The 16814-nt window shown below is 51.6% G+C and carries 13 protein-coding genes and 4 pseudogenes; 3 read left to right on the forward strand and 14 right to left on the reverse strand.

Annotation, left to right across the window (positions count from 1 at the left end; all coding sequences use genetic code 11):
• Positions 1-20: 20 nt before the first annotated feature.
• Positions 21-1145, reverse strand: a complete 1125-nt coding sequence (gene sopF, locus ABVM99_RS02695) for a type III secretion system effector SopF (protein WP_023195441.1) — start codon at positions 1143-1145, stop codon at positions 21-23.
• Positions 1146-1615: 470 nt separating this feature from the next.
• Positions 1616-1783, reverse strand: a pseudogene (locus ABVM99_RS02700) (isocitrate/isopropylmalate family dehydrogenase); the annotation flags it as partial.
• A gap of 298 nt (positions 1784-2081) precedes the next feature.
• Here ABVM99_RS02700 and ABVM99_RS02705 point away from each other — a divergent pair.
• A complete protein-coding gene (locus ABVM99_RS02705; RefSeq protein WP_000334551.1) occupies positions 2082-2753 on the forward strand; it encodes an SOS response-associated peptidase in 672 nt (223 codons plus the stop codon).
• Here the strand turns inward: ABVM99_RS02705 and ABVM99_RS02710 are convergent.
• The 4 genes and pseudogenes from ABVM99_RS02710 to ABVM99_RS02725 form a co-directional block, all read right to left on the reverse strand.
• Positions 2746-2973 (reverse strand): annotated as a pseudogene (locus ABVM99_RS02710) (DUF4113 domain-containing protein); the annotation flags it as partial. The gene ABVM99_RS02705 and the pseudogene ABVM99_RS02710 overlap by 8 nt on opposite strands.
• Positions 2974-3071: 98 nt before the next feature.
• Complete coding sequence (gene sspH1, locus ABVM99_RS02715; protein ID WP_052938199.1) at positions 3072-5183, reverse strand: type III secretion system effector E3 ubiquitin transferase SspH1; 2112 nt, start codon at positions 5181-5183, stop codon at positions 3072-3074.
• A gap of 171 nt (positions 5184-5354) precedes the next feature.
• Positions 5355-6380, reverse strand: a pseudogene (locus ABVM99_RS02720) (IS481 family transposase).
• A gap of 332 nt (positions 6381-6712) precedes the next feature.
• On the reverse strand, positions 6713-6838 hold the full coding sequence (locus ABVM99_RS02725; RefSeq protein WP_000457876.1) for a hypothetical protein: 126 nt from the start codon (positions 6836-6838) through the stop codon (positions 6713-6715).
• On the opposite strand from ABVM99_RS02725, the pseudogene ABVM99_RS02730 reads away from it, so the two are divergent.
• Together ABVM99_RS02730 and ABVM99_RS02735 are read left to right on the forward strand one after the other, a co-directional pair.
• Positions 6829-7031: pseudogene (locus ABVM99_RS02730) on the forward strand (IS3 family transposase); the annotation flags it as partial. The gene ABVM99_RS02725 and the pseudogene ABVM99_RS02730 sit on opposite strands and share 10 nt — an antisense overlap.
• Positions 7032-7408: 377 nt before the next feature.
• Positions 7409-7609, forward strand: coding sequence for a PagK family vesicle-borne virulence factor (locus ABVM99_RS02735; protein ID WP_014344379.1), 201 nt, complete (start codon positions 7409-7411; stop codon positions 7607-7609).
• Between the two features lie 96 nt (positions 7610-7705).
• Here ABVM99_RS02735 and ABVM99_RS02740 read toward each other — a convergent pair whose 3' ends face one another.
• The 8 genes from ABVM99_RS02740 to ABVM99_RS02775 all read right to left on the reverse strand — a co-directional run bounded on the left by ABVM99_RS02740 (position 7706) and on the right by ABVM99_RS02775 (position 16814).
• Positions 7706-8290 (reverse strand): tail fiber assembly protein, encoded by a 585-nt coding sequence (locus ABVM99_RS02740; protein ID WP_001648742.1) that lies wholly within the window; start codon positions 8288-8290, stop codon positions 7706-7708.
• Entirely contained in the window at positions 8290-10728 is a 2439-nt protein-coding gene (locus tag ABVM99_RS02745) for a phage tail protein (RefSeq protein WP_023194665.1), read from the reverse strand. Before ABVM99_RS02745 ends, ABVM99_RS02740 begins: the two co-directional genes overlap by 1 nt.
• Positions 10729-10781: 53 nt before the next feature.
• Positions 10782-11024 (reverse strand): hypothetical protein, encoded by a 243-nt coding sequence (locus ABVM99_RS02750; RefSeq protein WP_000178851.1) that lies wholly within the window; start codon positions 11022-11024, stop codon positions 10782-10784.
• A gap of 38 nt (positions 11025-11062) precedes the next feature.
• Positions 11063-14425, reverse strand: a complete 3363-nt coding sequence (locus ABVM99_RS02755) for a host specificity protein J (RefSeq protein ID WP_023194666.1) — start codon at positions 14423-14425, stop codon at positions 11063-11065.
• Between the two features lie 62 nt (positions 14426-14487).
• Positions 14488-15135, reverse strand: a complete 648-nt coding sequence (locus ABVM99_RS02760) for a tail assembly protein (RefSeq protein ID WP_023194667.1) — start codon at positions 15133-15135, stop codon at positions 14488-14490.
• Entirely contained in the window at positions 15033-15770 is a 738-nt protein-coding gene (locus ABVM99_RS02765; RefSeq protein WP_000662740.1) for a C40 family peptidase, read from the reverse strand. The genes ABVM99_RS02760 and ABVM99_RS02765 overlap by 103 nt, the downstream gene beginning before the upstream one ends.
• 6 nt (positions 15771-15776) lie before the next feature.
• Positions 15777-16475, reverse strand: coding sequence for a phage minor tail protein L (locus ABVM99_RS02770; RefSeq protein ID WP_023194668.1), 699 nt, complete (start codon positions 16473-16475; stop codon positions 15777-15779).
• A 9-nt stretch (positions 16476-16484) separates the two neighbouring features.
• The gene (locus ABVM99_RS02775; RefSeq protein ID WP_000447370.1) at positions 16485-16814 is read right to left on the reverse strand and encodes a phage tail protein; all 330 of its coding nucleotides are present in this window, start codon (positions 16812-16814) and stop codon (positions 16485-16487) included.

Genomic DNA, 16814 nt, shown 5'->3' on the forward strand with positions numbered 1-16814 from the left:
AGAGCCTGATAATAAGCTTGTCAATATAATATTATGCAGTCTCTATTAAGCGCCTGGTTTATTTGTTTTGCATAATCATATAGTTGACTTTCCGAGTAAGAGTTTTCTTGCAAAGACAAATAAACGTGTTTTATATCTCTAAATAAGCACACATCACCATGGATATGAGCCTCTATATAATTCCCTTCATAGCCTTTACCATAATTAGAATGAGCTAAAAATTTTTCGCCCTTAGCCATTTTAACCAAACTCTTAAAGCAATTATAACCAAAAAAATCATTTTGACAGGATGCAATCAGGTTCTCCATATGCCAAAATGTAGATAATTTACTCGTATCCAGGCCAAATCTGTGGCCGTAGATATCAAAAGGTGAGAATGTACAATTTGTTTTTACATTATCATTTAATTCAAAAAATGATTTCCCATAGGCGCTGGCACCTCCGTTTTCACCGTTCAGAAAGTCCAGTGCAGCATAAATTGGTCTGCTTGTAGGGCTAAAAGTTTTACTGTTGGGAGTATATGCTACGGAAAAACCGTCTGTCTGACCATATGGGGCATAAGGTGAATCGGCAAGCTTCTCCAGTTCAAATGCTTTAGTTTCAACTGAATCACGTCCGACATTATAAGCGGGTAAATCTCCTGGTCTGCAACCTAATGCATAAGAGTTCAGATATTCTTTATTTTTTAAGAGAGAGACAAAGTCAATTTTTGCTGCATTAAAATTTATTGTCAGCCGGGCATTTTGTAAAATATCCACCATCTTATTTAGCAAGAGAGCGCAATCTATTTCGGCACCACACTCACGGCTTATCCGCCTGAGCGCTTTTTCTCTTATTATGTCAGCGTCGCGCTGACACCTGGAATGAATATGCGCAAGTACTTGTTTTCCAAAAAGGCGACCATACACCTTTTTACGCTCTTCATTGCTGAGACCGCAAAACACTTCGTCAAAAGAAAGCCTGTACGCTGCGCTGACAGAACCTCTCGCCGCTCTGCTTTCTGGAAATGGCGGAACATCTTCAACAAAATTTTTAATTTGCTGAATGTCTGAAGACAGAGGAGTACGTCCGACATTTTTTTCCTTATCTGTTTCCAGATATTCCGGAACCTTCACACTTCCACTATGGCAGATAGGTTTGAGCATATGTCTCCTGAATTTTTATGACTAATATAGCATTCACTTTCGCTGACGCTGACGCTGACGTATTCTTTATCAGGCTGATATTTCAACACCTCTTAACAGCCTTGTAGAAGTGCAAATAAAGACACTAATAATTTCATAAAATGCTTAATCTACCCACTATTGCAGGCAATAAATCATCACCTTTTATTGAAATAACCCCCTGATAATAACAATAAATCTGGTAAGGCACTTTCAAAAAATAGCCAAACCACACATCATAAAGAAAACCACCACAATCAAAATCGGTAACTATCAGCTTTCAGGGGGTCTCAGGTTATCATGACGATCGGGGTAAAGGATGAACTACTATTGCGGTCTGAATTGAGGGAGTTTTGATAAATTTTTTTGATAAAGTTTTGATAACCGTTCGAATGCTAATAATAAAAACGAGGACGTTAAGTCCCCGTTTTTGTTTTTAACAATTATCGTTATTACATATTCGCGATAATCGCGTCGCCAAACTCACTACATTTCAGCAGCTTAGCGCCTTCCATCAGGCGTTCAAAGTCATAGGTCACGGTCTTCGCGGCAATCGCGCCTTCCATACCTTTAACAATCAGGTCTGCGGCTTCGAACCACTGCATGTGGCGCAGCATTACATTGCCAAAAACATACCAACCATTTGATAAAGTTGAAATTATCATTCTTCCTACTATCAAAAAAATCCAGTAACTGTCTTTTACAACTCATTGATTATCAAAACGTTGATTTTAGTTTTGGGGAAGAGTTTTCTTCAAGATTCCAATTTTTTCACGCCAGTACATTCAACATGATGCTACTAATGGCAACCCCCAATAGTGAAGCTTCTACATTGGTTGAGGTCGCTCGGAGAAACACCGGAACAGCCACTCGCATATCCTCTTCTATACTTTCAGTCTGACCGACTGGAGGTTTCATATGTGTGGACGCTTTGCACAAGCACAGACCCGCGAAGAATACCTGGCATATCTGGCCGATGAAGCCGAGCGCGATATCGCTTATGACCCTGAACCTATAGGCCGGTACAACGTGGCGCCCGGTACCAAAGTTCTGCTGCTCAGTGAACGCGACGAGCAACTGCATCTGGATCCGGTATTCTGGGGATTTGCGCCCGGATGGTGGGATAAACCACCGCTGATTAATGCACGGGTTGAGACTGCGGCCACCAGCAGAATGTTTAAACCGCTATGGCAACATGGCCGAGCTATCGTGTTTGCTGATGGTTGGTTTGAGTGGAAGAAGGAAGGCGACAAGAAACAGCCGTATTTCATTCACAGAAAGGACGGGAAGCCGATATTCATGGCTGCCATTGGCAGTACACCGTTTGAGCGCGGCGATGACGCAGAGGGATTCCTGATTGTTACCTCCGCAGCTGATAAAGGTCTGGTAGACATTCACGACCGTCGTCCTCTCGTTCTGTCACCTGGCACCGCGCGAAAATGGATGCGCCAGGGCATAAGCGGGAAGGAGGTAGAGGAGATAATTACTGATGGTGCCGTGCCGACAGATAAATTTACCTGGCACGCCGTGAAGCGCGCCGTTGGCAATGTGAAAAATCAAGGGGAAGAGCTGATCAAACCCGTCACCTGACTATTGGCAGATCGGAAAATCTGGTCGTATACCGAGGTGAAAGCATTTCTCGCTTCATAGCCCACTGTTGCGACATCCCCTGCCCGGCGAAGTACAGCGTCCCCTTCCCGTCTTTTGCATTAAGATGGTCCAGTACTTCCATCAACTTCGCACTATCGGCGCGCGGCGCGTTATCGTCGAAAAGGTTGAGTTGCACTACGCCCTGACTGAAGAAGTCTCCCCTGTTTCACCTGTGCATCATCAGTGCTGTCTGATGTTGTTTGTCCGGGAATATCTTTGTTCACCGCACACATTCGCCTGGTGCGGTGAATATCGTGCTCAATTAAGACGCCACCGGGCTGTCAGATAGCTACCCAGCACCTCATCCACAAGAGCGCGCAGGCCATCCAGAAATTCTTTTTTCGCACTATCCATCGCACTTACTCCGATAGTACGTTCTGCATCGGTATCGTCGACCAGCCCGGACGATTTCAGCACTTCGTCATACAGCTTCCGGTACGTGCCTTCATAATCCGATATTTGCTTTTCACGAAGCGCGTTAAAGCGTTCCGGCACTTTGCGTTCCAGCACGCTGTGTAACGGCCCCCACTGCAGTATCCATTTACTGAACCCGCTGTTTTCAGCGGTTTTCACCTGAAGCTCCGCAGCCTGAAGGTCTGAAACCGTCACGCCGGAAACGTCAAAGAAACGCATTTCTGACGTCACGCTGGTCAGCTCAAGTGATTCCTTCAGCTTATTCTGGAACGCCAGATAGACTTCAACATCATCGGCCAAGGCCAGCGTTCCGGCCTTTTCCCGGGCAATCTGTTCCAGTTTTTCCAGACGGAACATCTCACGCCCCGTGGAAACCAGCCCCTGGAGATTGTTGTCGTATTCCCCTTTTTCTGCATTATGTACCAGTTGTACGTTATTCATCTGGTGCAGGGCATGTGTGACCCGGTCCTCGCAGGTTGATGTTGCCTCTGTTGCCATGGCAAAGGTTTTTGCTCTCAGCGCAGCATCTTCAGCCAGTTGTGTCAGCCAGGATGATATCTGTGCCTTAAAGCCCGCGTCTTTTTTGAAGTTTTCCGTCTCACGCAGTCTGTCCAGGACGAGGCTGAAGGCGGCGGCGTTATCTTCCAGTCCGAACGCCTGCCATCTGTCTGCCTGGGCCGCTTCCCCCTCCCGTGCAGACGTCAGCCAGTCAGCGGCCGCCAGGTGCAGTGCCCGTGCTTCCCGGGGGGCGGAGGCCCCCGCCATATCGAATAGTATCCTGGGGCCTGAATAGCCTGGTGCGCTGGTGATGTCCCGCAGCGCCTGCAGAGTGCGTTCAGACAGTGGATTCCCGTCCAGATATACGCGTGCCGCTGAAGACAGACCCGTGAGGCTTTGCGGCAGGCGGGTCAGCTGGTTATGAGAGACATCCAGCTCCTGTAGTCCTGGCGACATCTCCGGCAGGCTGGTCAGCCGATTATTATAGGCCCACAGCTTCTGTAGTCCTGACGGCAGCGCCGGCAGGCTGGTCAGGTTGTTACCAGAGACCCTCAGCTCCCGTAGTGCTGGCGGCATCTCCGGCAGGCTGGTCAGCTGGTTATTAGAGACCGCCAGATCCCCTAGTCCTGGCGGCAACGTCGGCAGGCTGGCCAGCCAATTATTATAGGCCCACAGCTTCTGTAGTCCCTGCGGCAGCGATGGCAGGCTGGTCAGTTGTAGGTTACCAGAGACCTCCAGCTCCCGTAGTCCTTCCGGCAACTCCGGCAGGCTAGTCAGATTATTATCAGGAATAACCAGTGTTGTAATATGCGGTGGTAAACGGTCTGGTAAGGTGGTAAGACCTGACGCTCCCACGTTAAGCACTGGATTGCCGTTATTCAGGCAATCACGCATTTCCTGTACCACTGCTGCGCGGCCGGGTGACTCTCCTGCTGGTGCATCCCTTTCCCATTTTGACCAGACAGCATCATACTCTGCTGCCTTCTGTGAAACCGTTGTGGCAGGGCGGAGGGATGTCCCGGATGCCCCCTCCGCGAATTCTGTGCATTCCTCTCCCGGTTCTGTGTCCATGATGAAGTCATGTGCTTCACTGTACCCCTGACAATTCACGGTATAGTTCCCGGCATCATCAAGAGTGATTGACAATATCTCCTTGCTGCCTGCATCCAGAATACAAAACTGATTTATACCATCCCTGTTACACTGAATATTCTCCTCCCACGCGGGGAAGGTAAGCGCTTTTAAACGCGCAAACTGGCTGCTGATATGATCAGGCAACATTCCCCGGGCCGGATGGCAAAGTTCAGCGAGACACTGTTGCGCTTCTTCGTAATTTTCCTGCGGGAAAAAAACCTGAATTTTTTCCCATACAATTTCTTCCGGAGATGCCTCTGGTGCCGCTGCACCAGCAATAGTCTGCATACTTACAGAAGGTTGTGTATTGCGGATATTAAACATATTCCACTGCCTAATTTACAGCACAATGAAAAGAGATTAACGCAGACACACGCATCAAGCCTTCAATTAACGATATATATTTAGCAATAAACGACAAATAACATACAATTAGTTGTATTAGCTCAGACCTGATCTGACAGTTACCGGTTATTTATACAGGTATCTGTCAGATTACATCTGGCTTAAATTCTTCTCAGACCAGATGCGTTTTCCATCAAGTAACGTTTCCATCGGCGTCCGGCCACAGCACATTTTTCCCTGATGGGTTCGCTCATTATTATAGTGAACCAGCCATTCATCAAGATCCGATTGTAATGTATCAAAATCGCCATATAACTTTTTGCGGAACGTCACCTGATAAAATTCGTTCAGTATCGTTTTATGGAACCGCTCGCAGATGCCATTGGTCTGCGGGGACATCGCCTTCGTTTTCGTGTGTTCGATGTCATTTATCTCCAGATAAAGCTGATAATCATGATGTTCCACTTTGCCGCAATATTCTGTACCCCTGTCTGTCAGTATCCTTAGCATCGGCAGGCCCTGAGACTCATAAAACGGCAGTACACGATCATTCAGCAAATCAGCCGCTGTAATCGGCGTTTTGGTGATATAGCGCTTGCAGTGAGCCACCTTCGAGTATGTATCAACGAACGTCTGCTGATAGATTCGCCCAACGCCTTTCAGGTTGCCCACGTAGAACGTGTCCTGTGACCCCAGATATCCCGGATGAACGGTTTCAATCTCACCACAGGCTTCATCATCACTGGCTTTACGCTCCAGCGCGGCGATCTGGCAGTCAGTTCAATGCCATCGCGGGCCACTTTTTCTTCCAGCGCTTTCAGGCGTTTTTTGAAGTTCTCAAGGTTGTGGCGCAGCCAGACGGAATGGACATCACTACCGGAGATAAAAACGTCCTGTTTGCGCAGTTCGGTGCTGACCATGGGCCGGGAACGCAACGGCATAATCAACAACAGCTTGCTCAGTTGCCTCATCGGTACGGTTCTTAAGGTTAGGTACGCGGCGACTACGATTTATCAGCACATCAACGCCGCCTTCATCGGCCAGTTCACGATAACGGTAAAACGTATCGCGCGAGACGCCCATGATTTTACAGGCTTTCGACACGTTGCTGAGCTCTTCAGCCAGATTGAGCAAACCGGCTTTGTGTTTGATGACGGGATTGGTAGTATGAAGCATGAGAGTTACCTCGTGTTTTGTATAAGGATTCGACACCCATATCAAAACCGGTAACTCTCAACCTTTCAAGGCCATGTGTCAGATCAAGTCGCGACTAATACATTTAATAAGAGAAAACATATTATTACCCTCATAGTAAACAGTATTAAATAAGCCGGGATATATCTGATGTTCAATCAGTCCCTCATATAGGGTTAGCACCTTAGCGAGTCGTTTTCACAAAAAATATAGACTGTTGAAACTTTATTTATCACTTTGATATTTGCAATACATGACATATGAATAGTTTCAGCCGCCATTATAGGGAAAGCTCCATTTCCATACTCGTTTACTCACTTCTCCCTGCGGAAAAAGAAATGCAGTATAGCCAGCGTGGTGCTTTTGCTGAAACCAGGCGCGAGCAACACGGCAATGATGATCGGCGTCAGAATGAGTTCGGAATCGGCATTGGCAAACAAGGCGCGCAGTCGTTAATACCCACCAACAGTTCCGGCAGGACTGCGATAATGTCGTAAGAGAGGCCTTCAGCCAGGCAAAACAGCGCTACGGTGCGCCCCCGGCTTGCTGAGGAAGTGAACCTGGGGCCTGAGGTACAATGTAAAAACGATAGCGTCCAGCCTGCACCGTCAGGGTCTGCGGCGATCTCAGTCCGGAGCAATTTGAAAACCAGAACCTCGCTTAAGGCTGTGTCCACAATACACGGACAGGATCAAAACTGTCAGTGTGGCTGGCTTACAAGAATGAAGTGAAGTTGATTGATATAACAAACACTCCTGATAATGTTAACTGGCCTGTTCCTCCGGGGGAGCGAGCCAGCCATGATTTAAAAAGCACATGAAATCACTTTCACATGAATTAATTTACATTGGAAAGAAAATATAATAGCGCTTATCATTTTTATTTAAGTTAAATATTTTATAAATGGTTTTTATTTACTCACCTGATGGTAATGAATAACGTTTAATATCTATAGTAAAGGATGCTGTAACCGTAAGGATAGTGTGCCAAAATTTAACAGGCAACGTATTATTAAACACGTTAAGAGCGTATTTTTAGCAATGATTTTAATATTACCATCTTCACTATATTCTGCTCTTACAATAGCGGCAGACTCTCAAGATCATAAAAAAGAAGAAACAATTAAGCCAATGCCTCAAAAGTGGTGTAATCTTTGGCCTGCTGGCATACCCTTCCCTGAAGATTGGTTTAAAATGTGTAGAGGTTATTGAGTATAAATTTAATATACTAACCAGTAACCATATCAGTTATGACAGACAGGTCTTCTTCATATTTGCTATAAATAAGGCCTGAGCTTTCCTGACAAATTATAAACTACTGGCTGGTTTCTCCGGCCAGACAGGCTTTAAAGTATCAACACGGTTTACCTGTACCCGGTACTTTCTCCATGCCAGAAGAGAAGCTTTTTCTTTATCGGTTGCTTCGTCCAGATCCACTGCATCCTGTAACGGCGCGATTTTTTCAGACGCTATTTGCAGGAGTCTGTTTTTCGTTCCTTCAGCTTCACGAAGTCTGGCTGTGGCCTCCGCAGCTTCATCATTCACCCAGACCTGAGCCTTACTATCCCATTTTTTGTATCCACCACCTGGTGAAACTGATGTGACGTTTTCAGGTAGCGGACCAAGATCGGAGATATAAACCTGATTGCCGGTTGTTGTGTCGTAAACCGTCTCACCGCGGTGGTCTTCATGCAGATTCCACGTTTGGGTTTCAGAGTCAAATACCGCAATATAACTGGAGGGAATATCAGGAGGGGCTATATCAGTACAATTTGCCGGTAATCCCGTGTGCGGCGGGATATATGCATCACCTGCACCAATAAATTCGTTTGTATCTGAACGAAGATTAAAAATTTTAATTGTCTGCGGGGTATCGCTCATTTTAAAAGTCATTATGCCAGCCTCACTATGTAGTTAAATGCAATATTTTTAACCGTGGTTTCCGCATTACCGTCTGCGTCCACAATAACGACGTGGCCGTGTGGACCGATATACATGGTGTGCTCGTGTCCTCCGATATAAACTGTATGCGCATGGTCGCCAGCGGCCTGTGTCCACGCACCACCTCCAGGCTGAAATGAAGTGTGATTTGAATCCCCCCAGTATGAATTGATATAGCCTCCGAACTGGTGAGTATGGTTGCCCGTTGTATTGGTCGATTTCGTGCCATAATCAAAGGATGAGGTAGTTTTTGTCCCTAAGTCGGTATCCTGCGCCCGCGCGGTGTGCGAGTGCGATTTGTTGCCGTCCATCTCCTGAGAAAGTACAGCTCGCCCACTGGCGGGTTTACCTTTGATTGTCCAGCCTCGCATATCAGGGATAATGCCGGACGGATACGCTATAGCCAGTAACGGGTAAGCAGATTTATCGAAGGACTGCCCCTGCATCAGGGCGTAACCGGCTGGGGTAACATCAGACGGCCATGCTATCGCCGCACCTACTGGATACGAATCCGGTGGCGGATTTAGTGAGGTGTAGAACATCGCCCATTCTGACCACTCAGCGTCGGCGGTATCTCGATGGCTGCGAATATATGCAGGCGCAGGAGCACCATTAACCCCACTCCATCCGATTAATATCTCTCCATCACCGGTTCCGGTCAGACGCAAAATATTCCCGTATTGCGTTGGATAACCGTTATTGTAAACCTCGCCCATTATCAGGCCGCTATCACTGCCTCTTGTCGTACCAGTCAGTGCCGGAAGCGCGCCGCGTGATGCCAGTCTGTTCGCTGCAACAGCCGTACCTGATGCAGGGAGCGCTCCGATATTTTGTACAAACAGCGGCTTTTCCGGAATATCGCCGCCGTTCTGTGATTTTAGTAATGCATCGGCGGCGTGATTTATGGTTTCCCGTAAACCAACGTATTCGATAAGACCGTCAACGCTTTTTCCTGACAGCGCCGTCAGTGTATCGTCCAGCGGCTGCTTGCCCGCCAGTTTATTCAGTACAGTGGTAGCAAAGCTCGGATCGTTACCCAGCGCGTCCGCCAGTTCCTGCAGGGTGTCCAGTGACTCCGGTACGGAACCAACCAGCGCGGCAATCAGTTTGCGGACAAACTCCGCGTTTGCTGTCTGAAGCCCTTTAGCATCGTCTGGCGGCGTCGGTGTGGTCGGCGTTCCAGTGAATGCCGGGCTGTCCAGCGGCGCTTTGGTCTGCACCTCACCCATAACGGTTTTTACCGCCTTTGGTGTGGCTGCCAGCGCTTCGCTGTCACTGTCCGTGGCACTGCTTAACTTAACGATACCTTTTTTCGTCAGGCTGGCATCTTCCAGGGAAATCACGTCCGCGATGTCTTCTGCCCGTTTTGCGGCATCTTCTGCTCTGGTGGCTGCTGCTCCGGCAGCAGTACTGCTTTGCGCCGCCAGTGATGCGCTGGTATCAGATGCGGCGGCGTGATTGGATGCCTCCGATGCTGATGACGAGGCGGCTGTTGCGCTGGCCGCTGCTGTACTTGCTGACGTTGCTGCGTTTGTCTCAGATATTTTTGCTGCGGCTGCCGATGCGGCTGCCGCCTTTTCCGACGCTGCCGCCGCAGTGGCTGACGCACCTGCATCACCGGCACTGGAAGCCGCCTGCGTTTCTGACGTCTTCGCGGCGGTTTCGGATACTCCGGCGCGCGCTGCTGATGTCTGCGCCGCCGTCGCGCTGGCGGCTGCGGCAGCAGCTGAATCGCCGGCGGCAGTACGGGAGGCATCAGCATTCGCTTCAGATGTTTTCGCTGCGGCTGCCGATGCGGCTGCTGCCGTTCTGGCTGTGTCAGCCGACGCCGCGCTGGCTGATGCCTCCCCGGCTTTTGTGGTCGCCGTACCTGCGCTGCTCTCCGCAGATGCTGCGGATGAGGCTGCCTGTGTGGCTGATGCTTCTGCCGCTCCGGCTGCATTCACTGCTGCCGTGGCGCTTTCCGATGCCTGACCTGCTGATGTCTGCGCCTGTTCAGATGCCTGCCCTGCGGCGGTGGCATTCCGCGATGCCTCCGATGCCTGGCGGGCAACTTCTTCCACCATCGCCTCAAAACGCCGCAGCGCCTCCGGGCGGACGTCGTCTTCCGTCATGGCCCCCAGAAAATCATTCAGGGTGCCCGGCTTTGAATCATCGTAAACCGTAATAACTCCGGCATGTGACGGGGGATACCCTTCCACCAGGAGCGTGACAGTGTACTGCCCCTGCTCCACATCCATGCTGTAGCGCCCGGCGTCATCCGGATTTTCCGATGCCACCGTATTCACGACCACCGTCGTACTGGTCCGGCAGGCCTTCAGCTGAATGGTGCAGTTCTGTACCGGCGTTCCCGTAGCATCTTTCAGTACGCCGGAAATAAGTACTGGCATATTACCTCCATAAAAAAGCCCGCCCGCAGGCAGGCTTCAGATTCATTCACATCTCAGCACTGATTATCCGGGTCACGTAAATATGCCGGCAGAGAACACTGGACGCTCCGCGTGATTGTTTTTCCCTTTGCCTCGCGGTGCTGTTTCTGCCCACGGTCGGTGCCGGTATAAATCCGGGTCTGGTTTTCAATATTGCTGTTGCCGCTTCCTCTTCCGTTATCGGCAACGGCAGCAGTGGAGAATAAAACGGACAGGGAAACCCCTGCCGCCAGCGAAATTACGCGCGACATAGTCATATTTGTTCCTTGTTAAACGAAAGGGACCGGAAATCCGGTCAGTTTGTGAAGTTGTTCCCCGACCGGGAAACCATCACCAGCGGCCAGACGGAAGCAGACGTGGTGTACTGCCCACGAACCCTCAGAGAGACGCTGATATCCACGACAGGTGAAGTGGTGTAGACCGAAAAGACGACGGTCTGATACATGGCCGGAATACCTGCGGTATACGGCATAACCTCCGCCGTTTTCACCTGACCGTTAATATTTATCGTGACGGTGATGGCACCGGAGCCACCATTACGCTCACAGTTAGCCATCACCGTGATGGTTTTCCCAATCTGATAGGTGGCGCTGTCGGTATACCGTGTTGAGGTGCTGCGTTCGTCGTTCGTCGCCCTGATGCTCACGCCCTGCATGACTTTTGAGCCGCAGATATCACCGACAAACTCTCTTGCTTCTATCACGCCAGAAAACTTACCGGAGGTGGCATTGATTTCTCCCGTAAACGAGCCAGATACAGCGTTGATATGGCCGCTGATATCCGCATTTTTCGCAGTCAGCTTTCCATCCGGCGTCAGGGAAAATGCCGGAGGATTCCCGCCACTGGTAATGGTCGGCGCGCTCAGGTATTTCAGGAACGCCTCGTTCATGATTATCTGGTCGCCCTGCATGACGAATCCGGGCGTCTCGTTTCCGTTTGCCGGGTTAATATAAGCAATGCGATCCGCCGCCACCAGGAACTGGCTTATCTTCCCGTCAGGCGTGTCTTCCATGCTCAGTCCAAGTCCGGCCACATAATATTTGCCGTCTTTGGTCTGCTCTATTTTGACGCCCCACATGGCGTTCCATTTATCGTTAGCGTCCTTCCACTCCTTCGAAAACTGCTGCAGTTTGCTGGCGTTATCCTCCGTCAGATCTACTTTTTCCAGCAGCTCCTTACCCAGGTGACTTTCAGTTATCTGCCCTTTGAAAAAATCCAGATAGCCTGCGGCATCGTTGCTGGCCTGCCCGGTCGCCTCCACGAATGCGGATTTACCGACCTGATTTACCGCCCGGATATAAAAATAGTAATCCCTGCCGGGCCTGATATTCACGCTGGCCGCTATCCAGTACAGCGCTGTTCCCAGATATCGTGCGGCGTTTTCCACCTGATGGATATCCGTAATCTGCGCGTCTGAAAACCAGAACTCATACTGCACCGTCGGGTCGTATACCGCCTGACGCGGTGTGGCTGTAATCTGGAAATAGCCAGGGGTGAGTTCGATAAATGATGGTGCCGCCGGCGCGGAGATGCTGAACTGTGTGCTGGCCGGGTCTCCCTGTTGTCCCTGGCTGTTCACCGCCCTGACGGACAGGGTGTAGCGCCCCGGCGTCAGCCCCCGGAACCGGTACTGCGTATCCGGCGTTCCTGCGCTGCTTACCAGCCGGTCACTGCCATCTTCCGCCGCCACGTTCAGGCGCAACGAAAAAGAGACGCCCTTAACGACTCGCGGTGTGTCCCAGCGCGCCAGTACCTGATACTGTCCCTCCTCCGCCAGAATTTCTGTGGTCAGATGCTGTATCGCCGGGGGAACGGTGCCGTGAATCGTTCCGGGCTGCGGGTCGAACGATGCCCCGTTGTCCACGATGGACTCTTTTTCCGGAACATGCTGTACGGCGGTGATGGCATACGTTCCGTCGTCGTTTTCCCGGACAGCCACACACCGGAAGAGACGCTGGCGCAGCGACGGCAGTTTCAGCCCCCAGACGCTGTATTCCGCCACGCCGTCCGGTATCCGGCTGACCTGAACCTGCACACCGTCGGTAACAGACTGCACGTCCACGCTGACCGGCGAACCTTCGCCATCCACCAGGCTTATCAGCGTGGTGCCGGACGACGGCAGGGTAATCTCCCTGTCAAGGGTCAGAATGCGACGCTCGCGGTCAACGGACAGAATCCGTCCGCCCAGGCTGATGCCGGCATAATCCTCGTCGCAAACCTCAATCACATCACCGGGAACGTGGCGCACCCCCTCCGCCCCCACACTAAAATCTACCGTCTGGGTTTCCAACAGCTCCGTTTTTATCAGCCACAGCCCGGCGCGGTGCGCCTGCCCGCGACTGGTACAGCCAAACGCATCCATTTTTACCAGATTGCGTCCGTAGTGACTGATGGCGACCGTGTCTTCCACCAGTTCCGTGGATGTCTGCCAGCCATTATCAGGGTCGATCCAGTTCACCTCTACCGCATTATGGCGGTCCTTCCGCGCACTGAAGCTGTAACGGAATGGTGTACCCTCATCCGGCATTACCACATTACTGCGGGTATAGGTCCAGACTGTATCCGATGGCCTGTCCTGCACGAAGGTCAGCCTCTGCCCGTTCCACACCGGCATACAACGCATGGCGGAGCAGAAGTCGGTAAGCACATCCCACGCCTTACGCTGCTGCGCCAGATACGCATTAAAGGTCATACGCGGCTCTGTTCCGCCAAAGCCGTCAGGGACCATCTGGTCGCAGTACTGGCCTATTGCATACAGCGCCCACCGGTCCACGTCCGCCGCGCCGATTCGCTGTCCCATACCATAACGGGGATGAGTCAGCATATCCCAGAGACACCACGCCGGATTATTGCTGTATGCAGGCTTGAACGTGCCGTCCCAGATGCCGCTGTAGGTTCGCGCTACCGGATCGTAATTCGACGGCACCTGAATAATCCGCCCGAAAAAATGGTAGTTTCTTGTCACCTGCTGGCTGCCGAACTGCTCAGACTCCACCTGCAGGCCAATCACGGCGGTGTTGGGATAGCGCTGCCGGACATCAATAATCTCGGTATACGACGACCAGATCGTATTGTTCTGTAACTGGTCAGTGGTACTGTCTGCCGTCACACGCACCATCCGGATACCGAATGGTCGTGGCGGGAGATTATCCACTATCACCGAGGCCAGATACTGTGTGGTTGTTTTCCCGGTAATCGTAATCTCTTTTTCCACCACCCACTGACCATAGCGCTCAAGATGGATTTGCAGCCTGACGGATGTCGGATTGCGGTCGCCCTTGCTGTTGGCCTCCACCAGTGACTGCACGCCGAACGTAAAACGCAGGCGGTCAATATTTGCAGCCGTGATGGTTCTGGTCACCGGATTGTCGTATTTGACCTGTACACCAAGCACCGTCTCGGCGCCGGACGATTCAAATCCCTCCAGCGGGGTCTGTTCCTGCTCACCGACGCGGTATACCACCTTCACGCCGTGGATATTCGTGTTGCCGTCGCGGTCCACCACCGGCGTCTGGTTTACCAGAACACTGTGCAGACCGTTCACCGGGCCTTCTATCGGTCCCTCGCTGATGGCATCGATGACGCTCAGCAGCTGCGTGGATTTCAGGTTATCCGGTGCCTCGCGGGGCGTATGCCCTTTTCCGCCGCCCTTTCCCATTTATTAACCCCGTAAAACGACAAAACCGCCCGGAGGCGGTTCTGTCTGAATCTGTTCTGTTGTCAGCGGCCAATCACCACAACCTGACCACCATCTCCTTCATCAGCGGTACTGACTTCCTGGGAAATCACGCGTGACCCCACCTGCATCTCGCCGTACAGCACCGGCAACATGTTACCGTTGGCAACCATATTATCCAGCGACGAGAAATACGTGTTCTGCCTGCCGTTATCGGTCTGCCTCATTTCGGACATTTTGGGTTTTGGTGCCAGCATCTGCGCCACACCGCCCAGAATCATCGACGCCCCGGTCATATACATGCCGGATACCGCCGCCGCTCCCAGCCAGCCTGCCGGGTTCCACCAGGCAACGGCAATCAGCGCCGCACCAAGCACCGCCTGAAACACCCCGCCAGATTTGGCCCCGGCCAGACGCGGCACAATATGAATCACCGCGCCAGGCGGCAGCGGGTCATGCAGGCTGGTTGTCAGGGTATCAGCCGTAACATCGTCTCCGGCTATGCGTACCTGATACCAGCCGTCGTTCAGTTTCTGCCGGAGACCGGGCAACTGTACCGCCAGTGCCCGGACAGCTTCAGCACCACTGGCTACCTGCAGGCTGACGCGGCGGCAAAATCGTTGCAGATCCCCGTAAAGGCAAATTCGCGCCATGCCCGGTGTCGCCAGATGGAGTGCGTGCGTCGTTGCCATTTGTCGGTATACCTCTCACGTTTACTCAGTTGTTCAGGAATATGGTGCAGCAGCTCTCCGTCGCCGCAGTAAATCGCTGCGTGGTTCGGAACGGAGGAGCCAAAGCAGCAAATCAGCACGTCGCCGGGCTGCGCACTGGCTGCGCTGACACGGTAAAATCCCGTCGTCTCCAGATTATCCAGATAGAGATTGTCACCATGCCGCCACCAGTCGTCGTCCCGGTGAAAATCCGGCATATCAATCCCCGCCAGATGATAGGCATCACGGAACAGCGTGTAACAGTCAAAAACCCCATGTTTAAACTGTCGTCCGGTCAGGTGTGGCACACAGCGGAATTTATGTACCTGGCCGGCGCATACCAGCCACCACGGCAGGTCGCTTTGAACCTGCAGCCTGCGGTCCACATCGCTCAGATACGGCTGGCCGCCAGGATGGCTGTGAACCAGCGCCACAATATCCCCCTGCGTTTCAGCCCTCAGCCAGTCCTCCGGCGCCATACGGAAATAATCCTCCGGCGCGGCAGAAATATTCACACAGGGGAGATACCGTTCTCCCGCCTGTGTTCTCACCACGAAGCCACACGACTCCGCAGGCGCACACCGTCGGGCGTGCGCCAGAATATCCTGTTCTTTCATGAAGATTTACTGTGAAAGTTTATTAATGGAGAGGAAACCGCCAAAGTTTCCGGTATTGTTACGCAGGGCGCATCCCCGGGCGCAGCGGCTGCATGCATCTTTTGCCGGATCGGCGGTAGGGTTATCAAATTCATCCGCGACAGCTGGTCCCGTATAGCCGCATTCGTCAGAGCGGTATATCCATGTACAGGTATTGGCCAGCATAATCCTCCCGGGGAAGACACATCCGTCTGTTTCAGTCGGTGTTGCCAGGACAAATGTCGCACTTACCGCCGTCAGATCACTGCACTGCTCGATCACCCAGCGGCTTACAGACTCCTGCTCCGGGTCGGCCTCCTGGTTGCCGCTTTGAAAATTAACGGCATCGAGAAACCGGGCATACACTATCCTGCGGATGACCGTCGCTCCAACCAGACTATGCGAATCCTCCACCATTCCGGTCACCATACCGTAAAGATTGGATACCTTCAGTGACGGGCGCGCAGCTGCGCCTTTGCCGTTCATTTCAAATCCGCTACCCTCTACAGGATAAACATCATATTTCTGTCCCTGCCAGGTAACCGCCTCCCCCTTTTCATTCGCCTCGTTACAAAAAAAATAACGATCACCGCCAGACTGTGTCAGATCGATTTCCCACAAAGTGATCCTGGCGGACTGCGTCAGTTTAGCGGCTTCGTTCAGCGTATCCTGCGAAATGTCCTGCATCACTCCTCCTCAGATAACAACCTGTTCAAAAGTCGTGGTCACAGTCACCCAAAGAGAGCCAACGCTAATCGACCATTTGCGGCAAATCACCCGAATTTGTGTCCAGGTATAAGGCGGTGTCCAGAGAAAGGATTTCACTCCACCGTGGCGGGATAAAAATGCCTCAAGATTCTGATGTTCTCCCTTACGAATCCGGACCGTTACGTTATACTTCGCCAGATGGTTGTTCAGCCCGGCTGGACGCCGTTGTTCATACCCGTCACCCAGTTTTATGGAGGTGACTTTTGGTTCTGATTCCACTGTCATATCAGGGCGGATCTTCCAGTTAAATGTTTCCAT

This window comes from Salmonella sp. SJTUF15591 (assembly GCF_043356435.1).
GTDB lineage: Bacteria > Pseudomonadota > Gammaproteobacteria > Enterobacterales > Enterobacteriaceae > Salmonella > Salmonella enterica.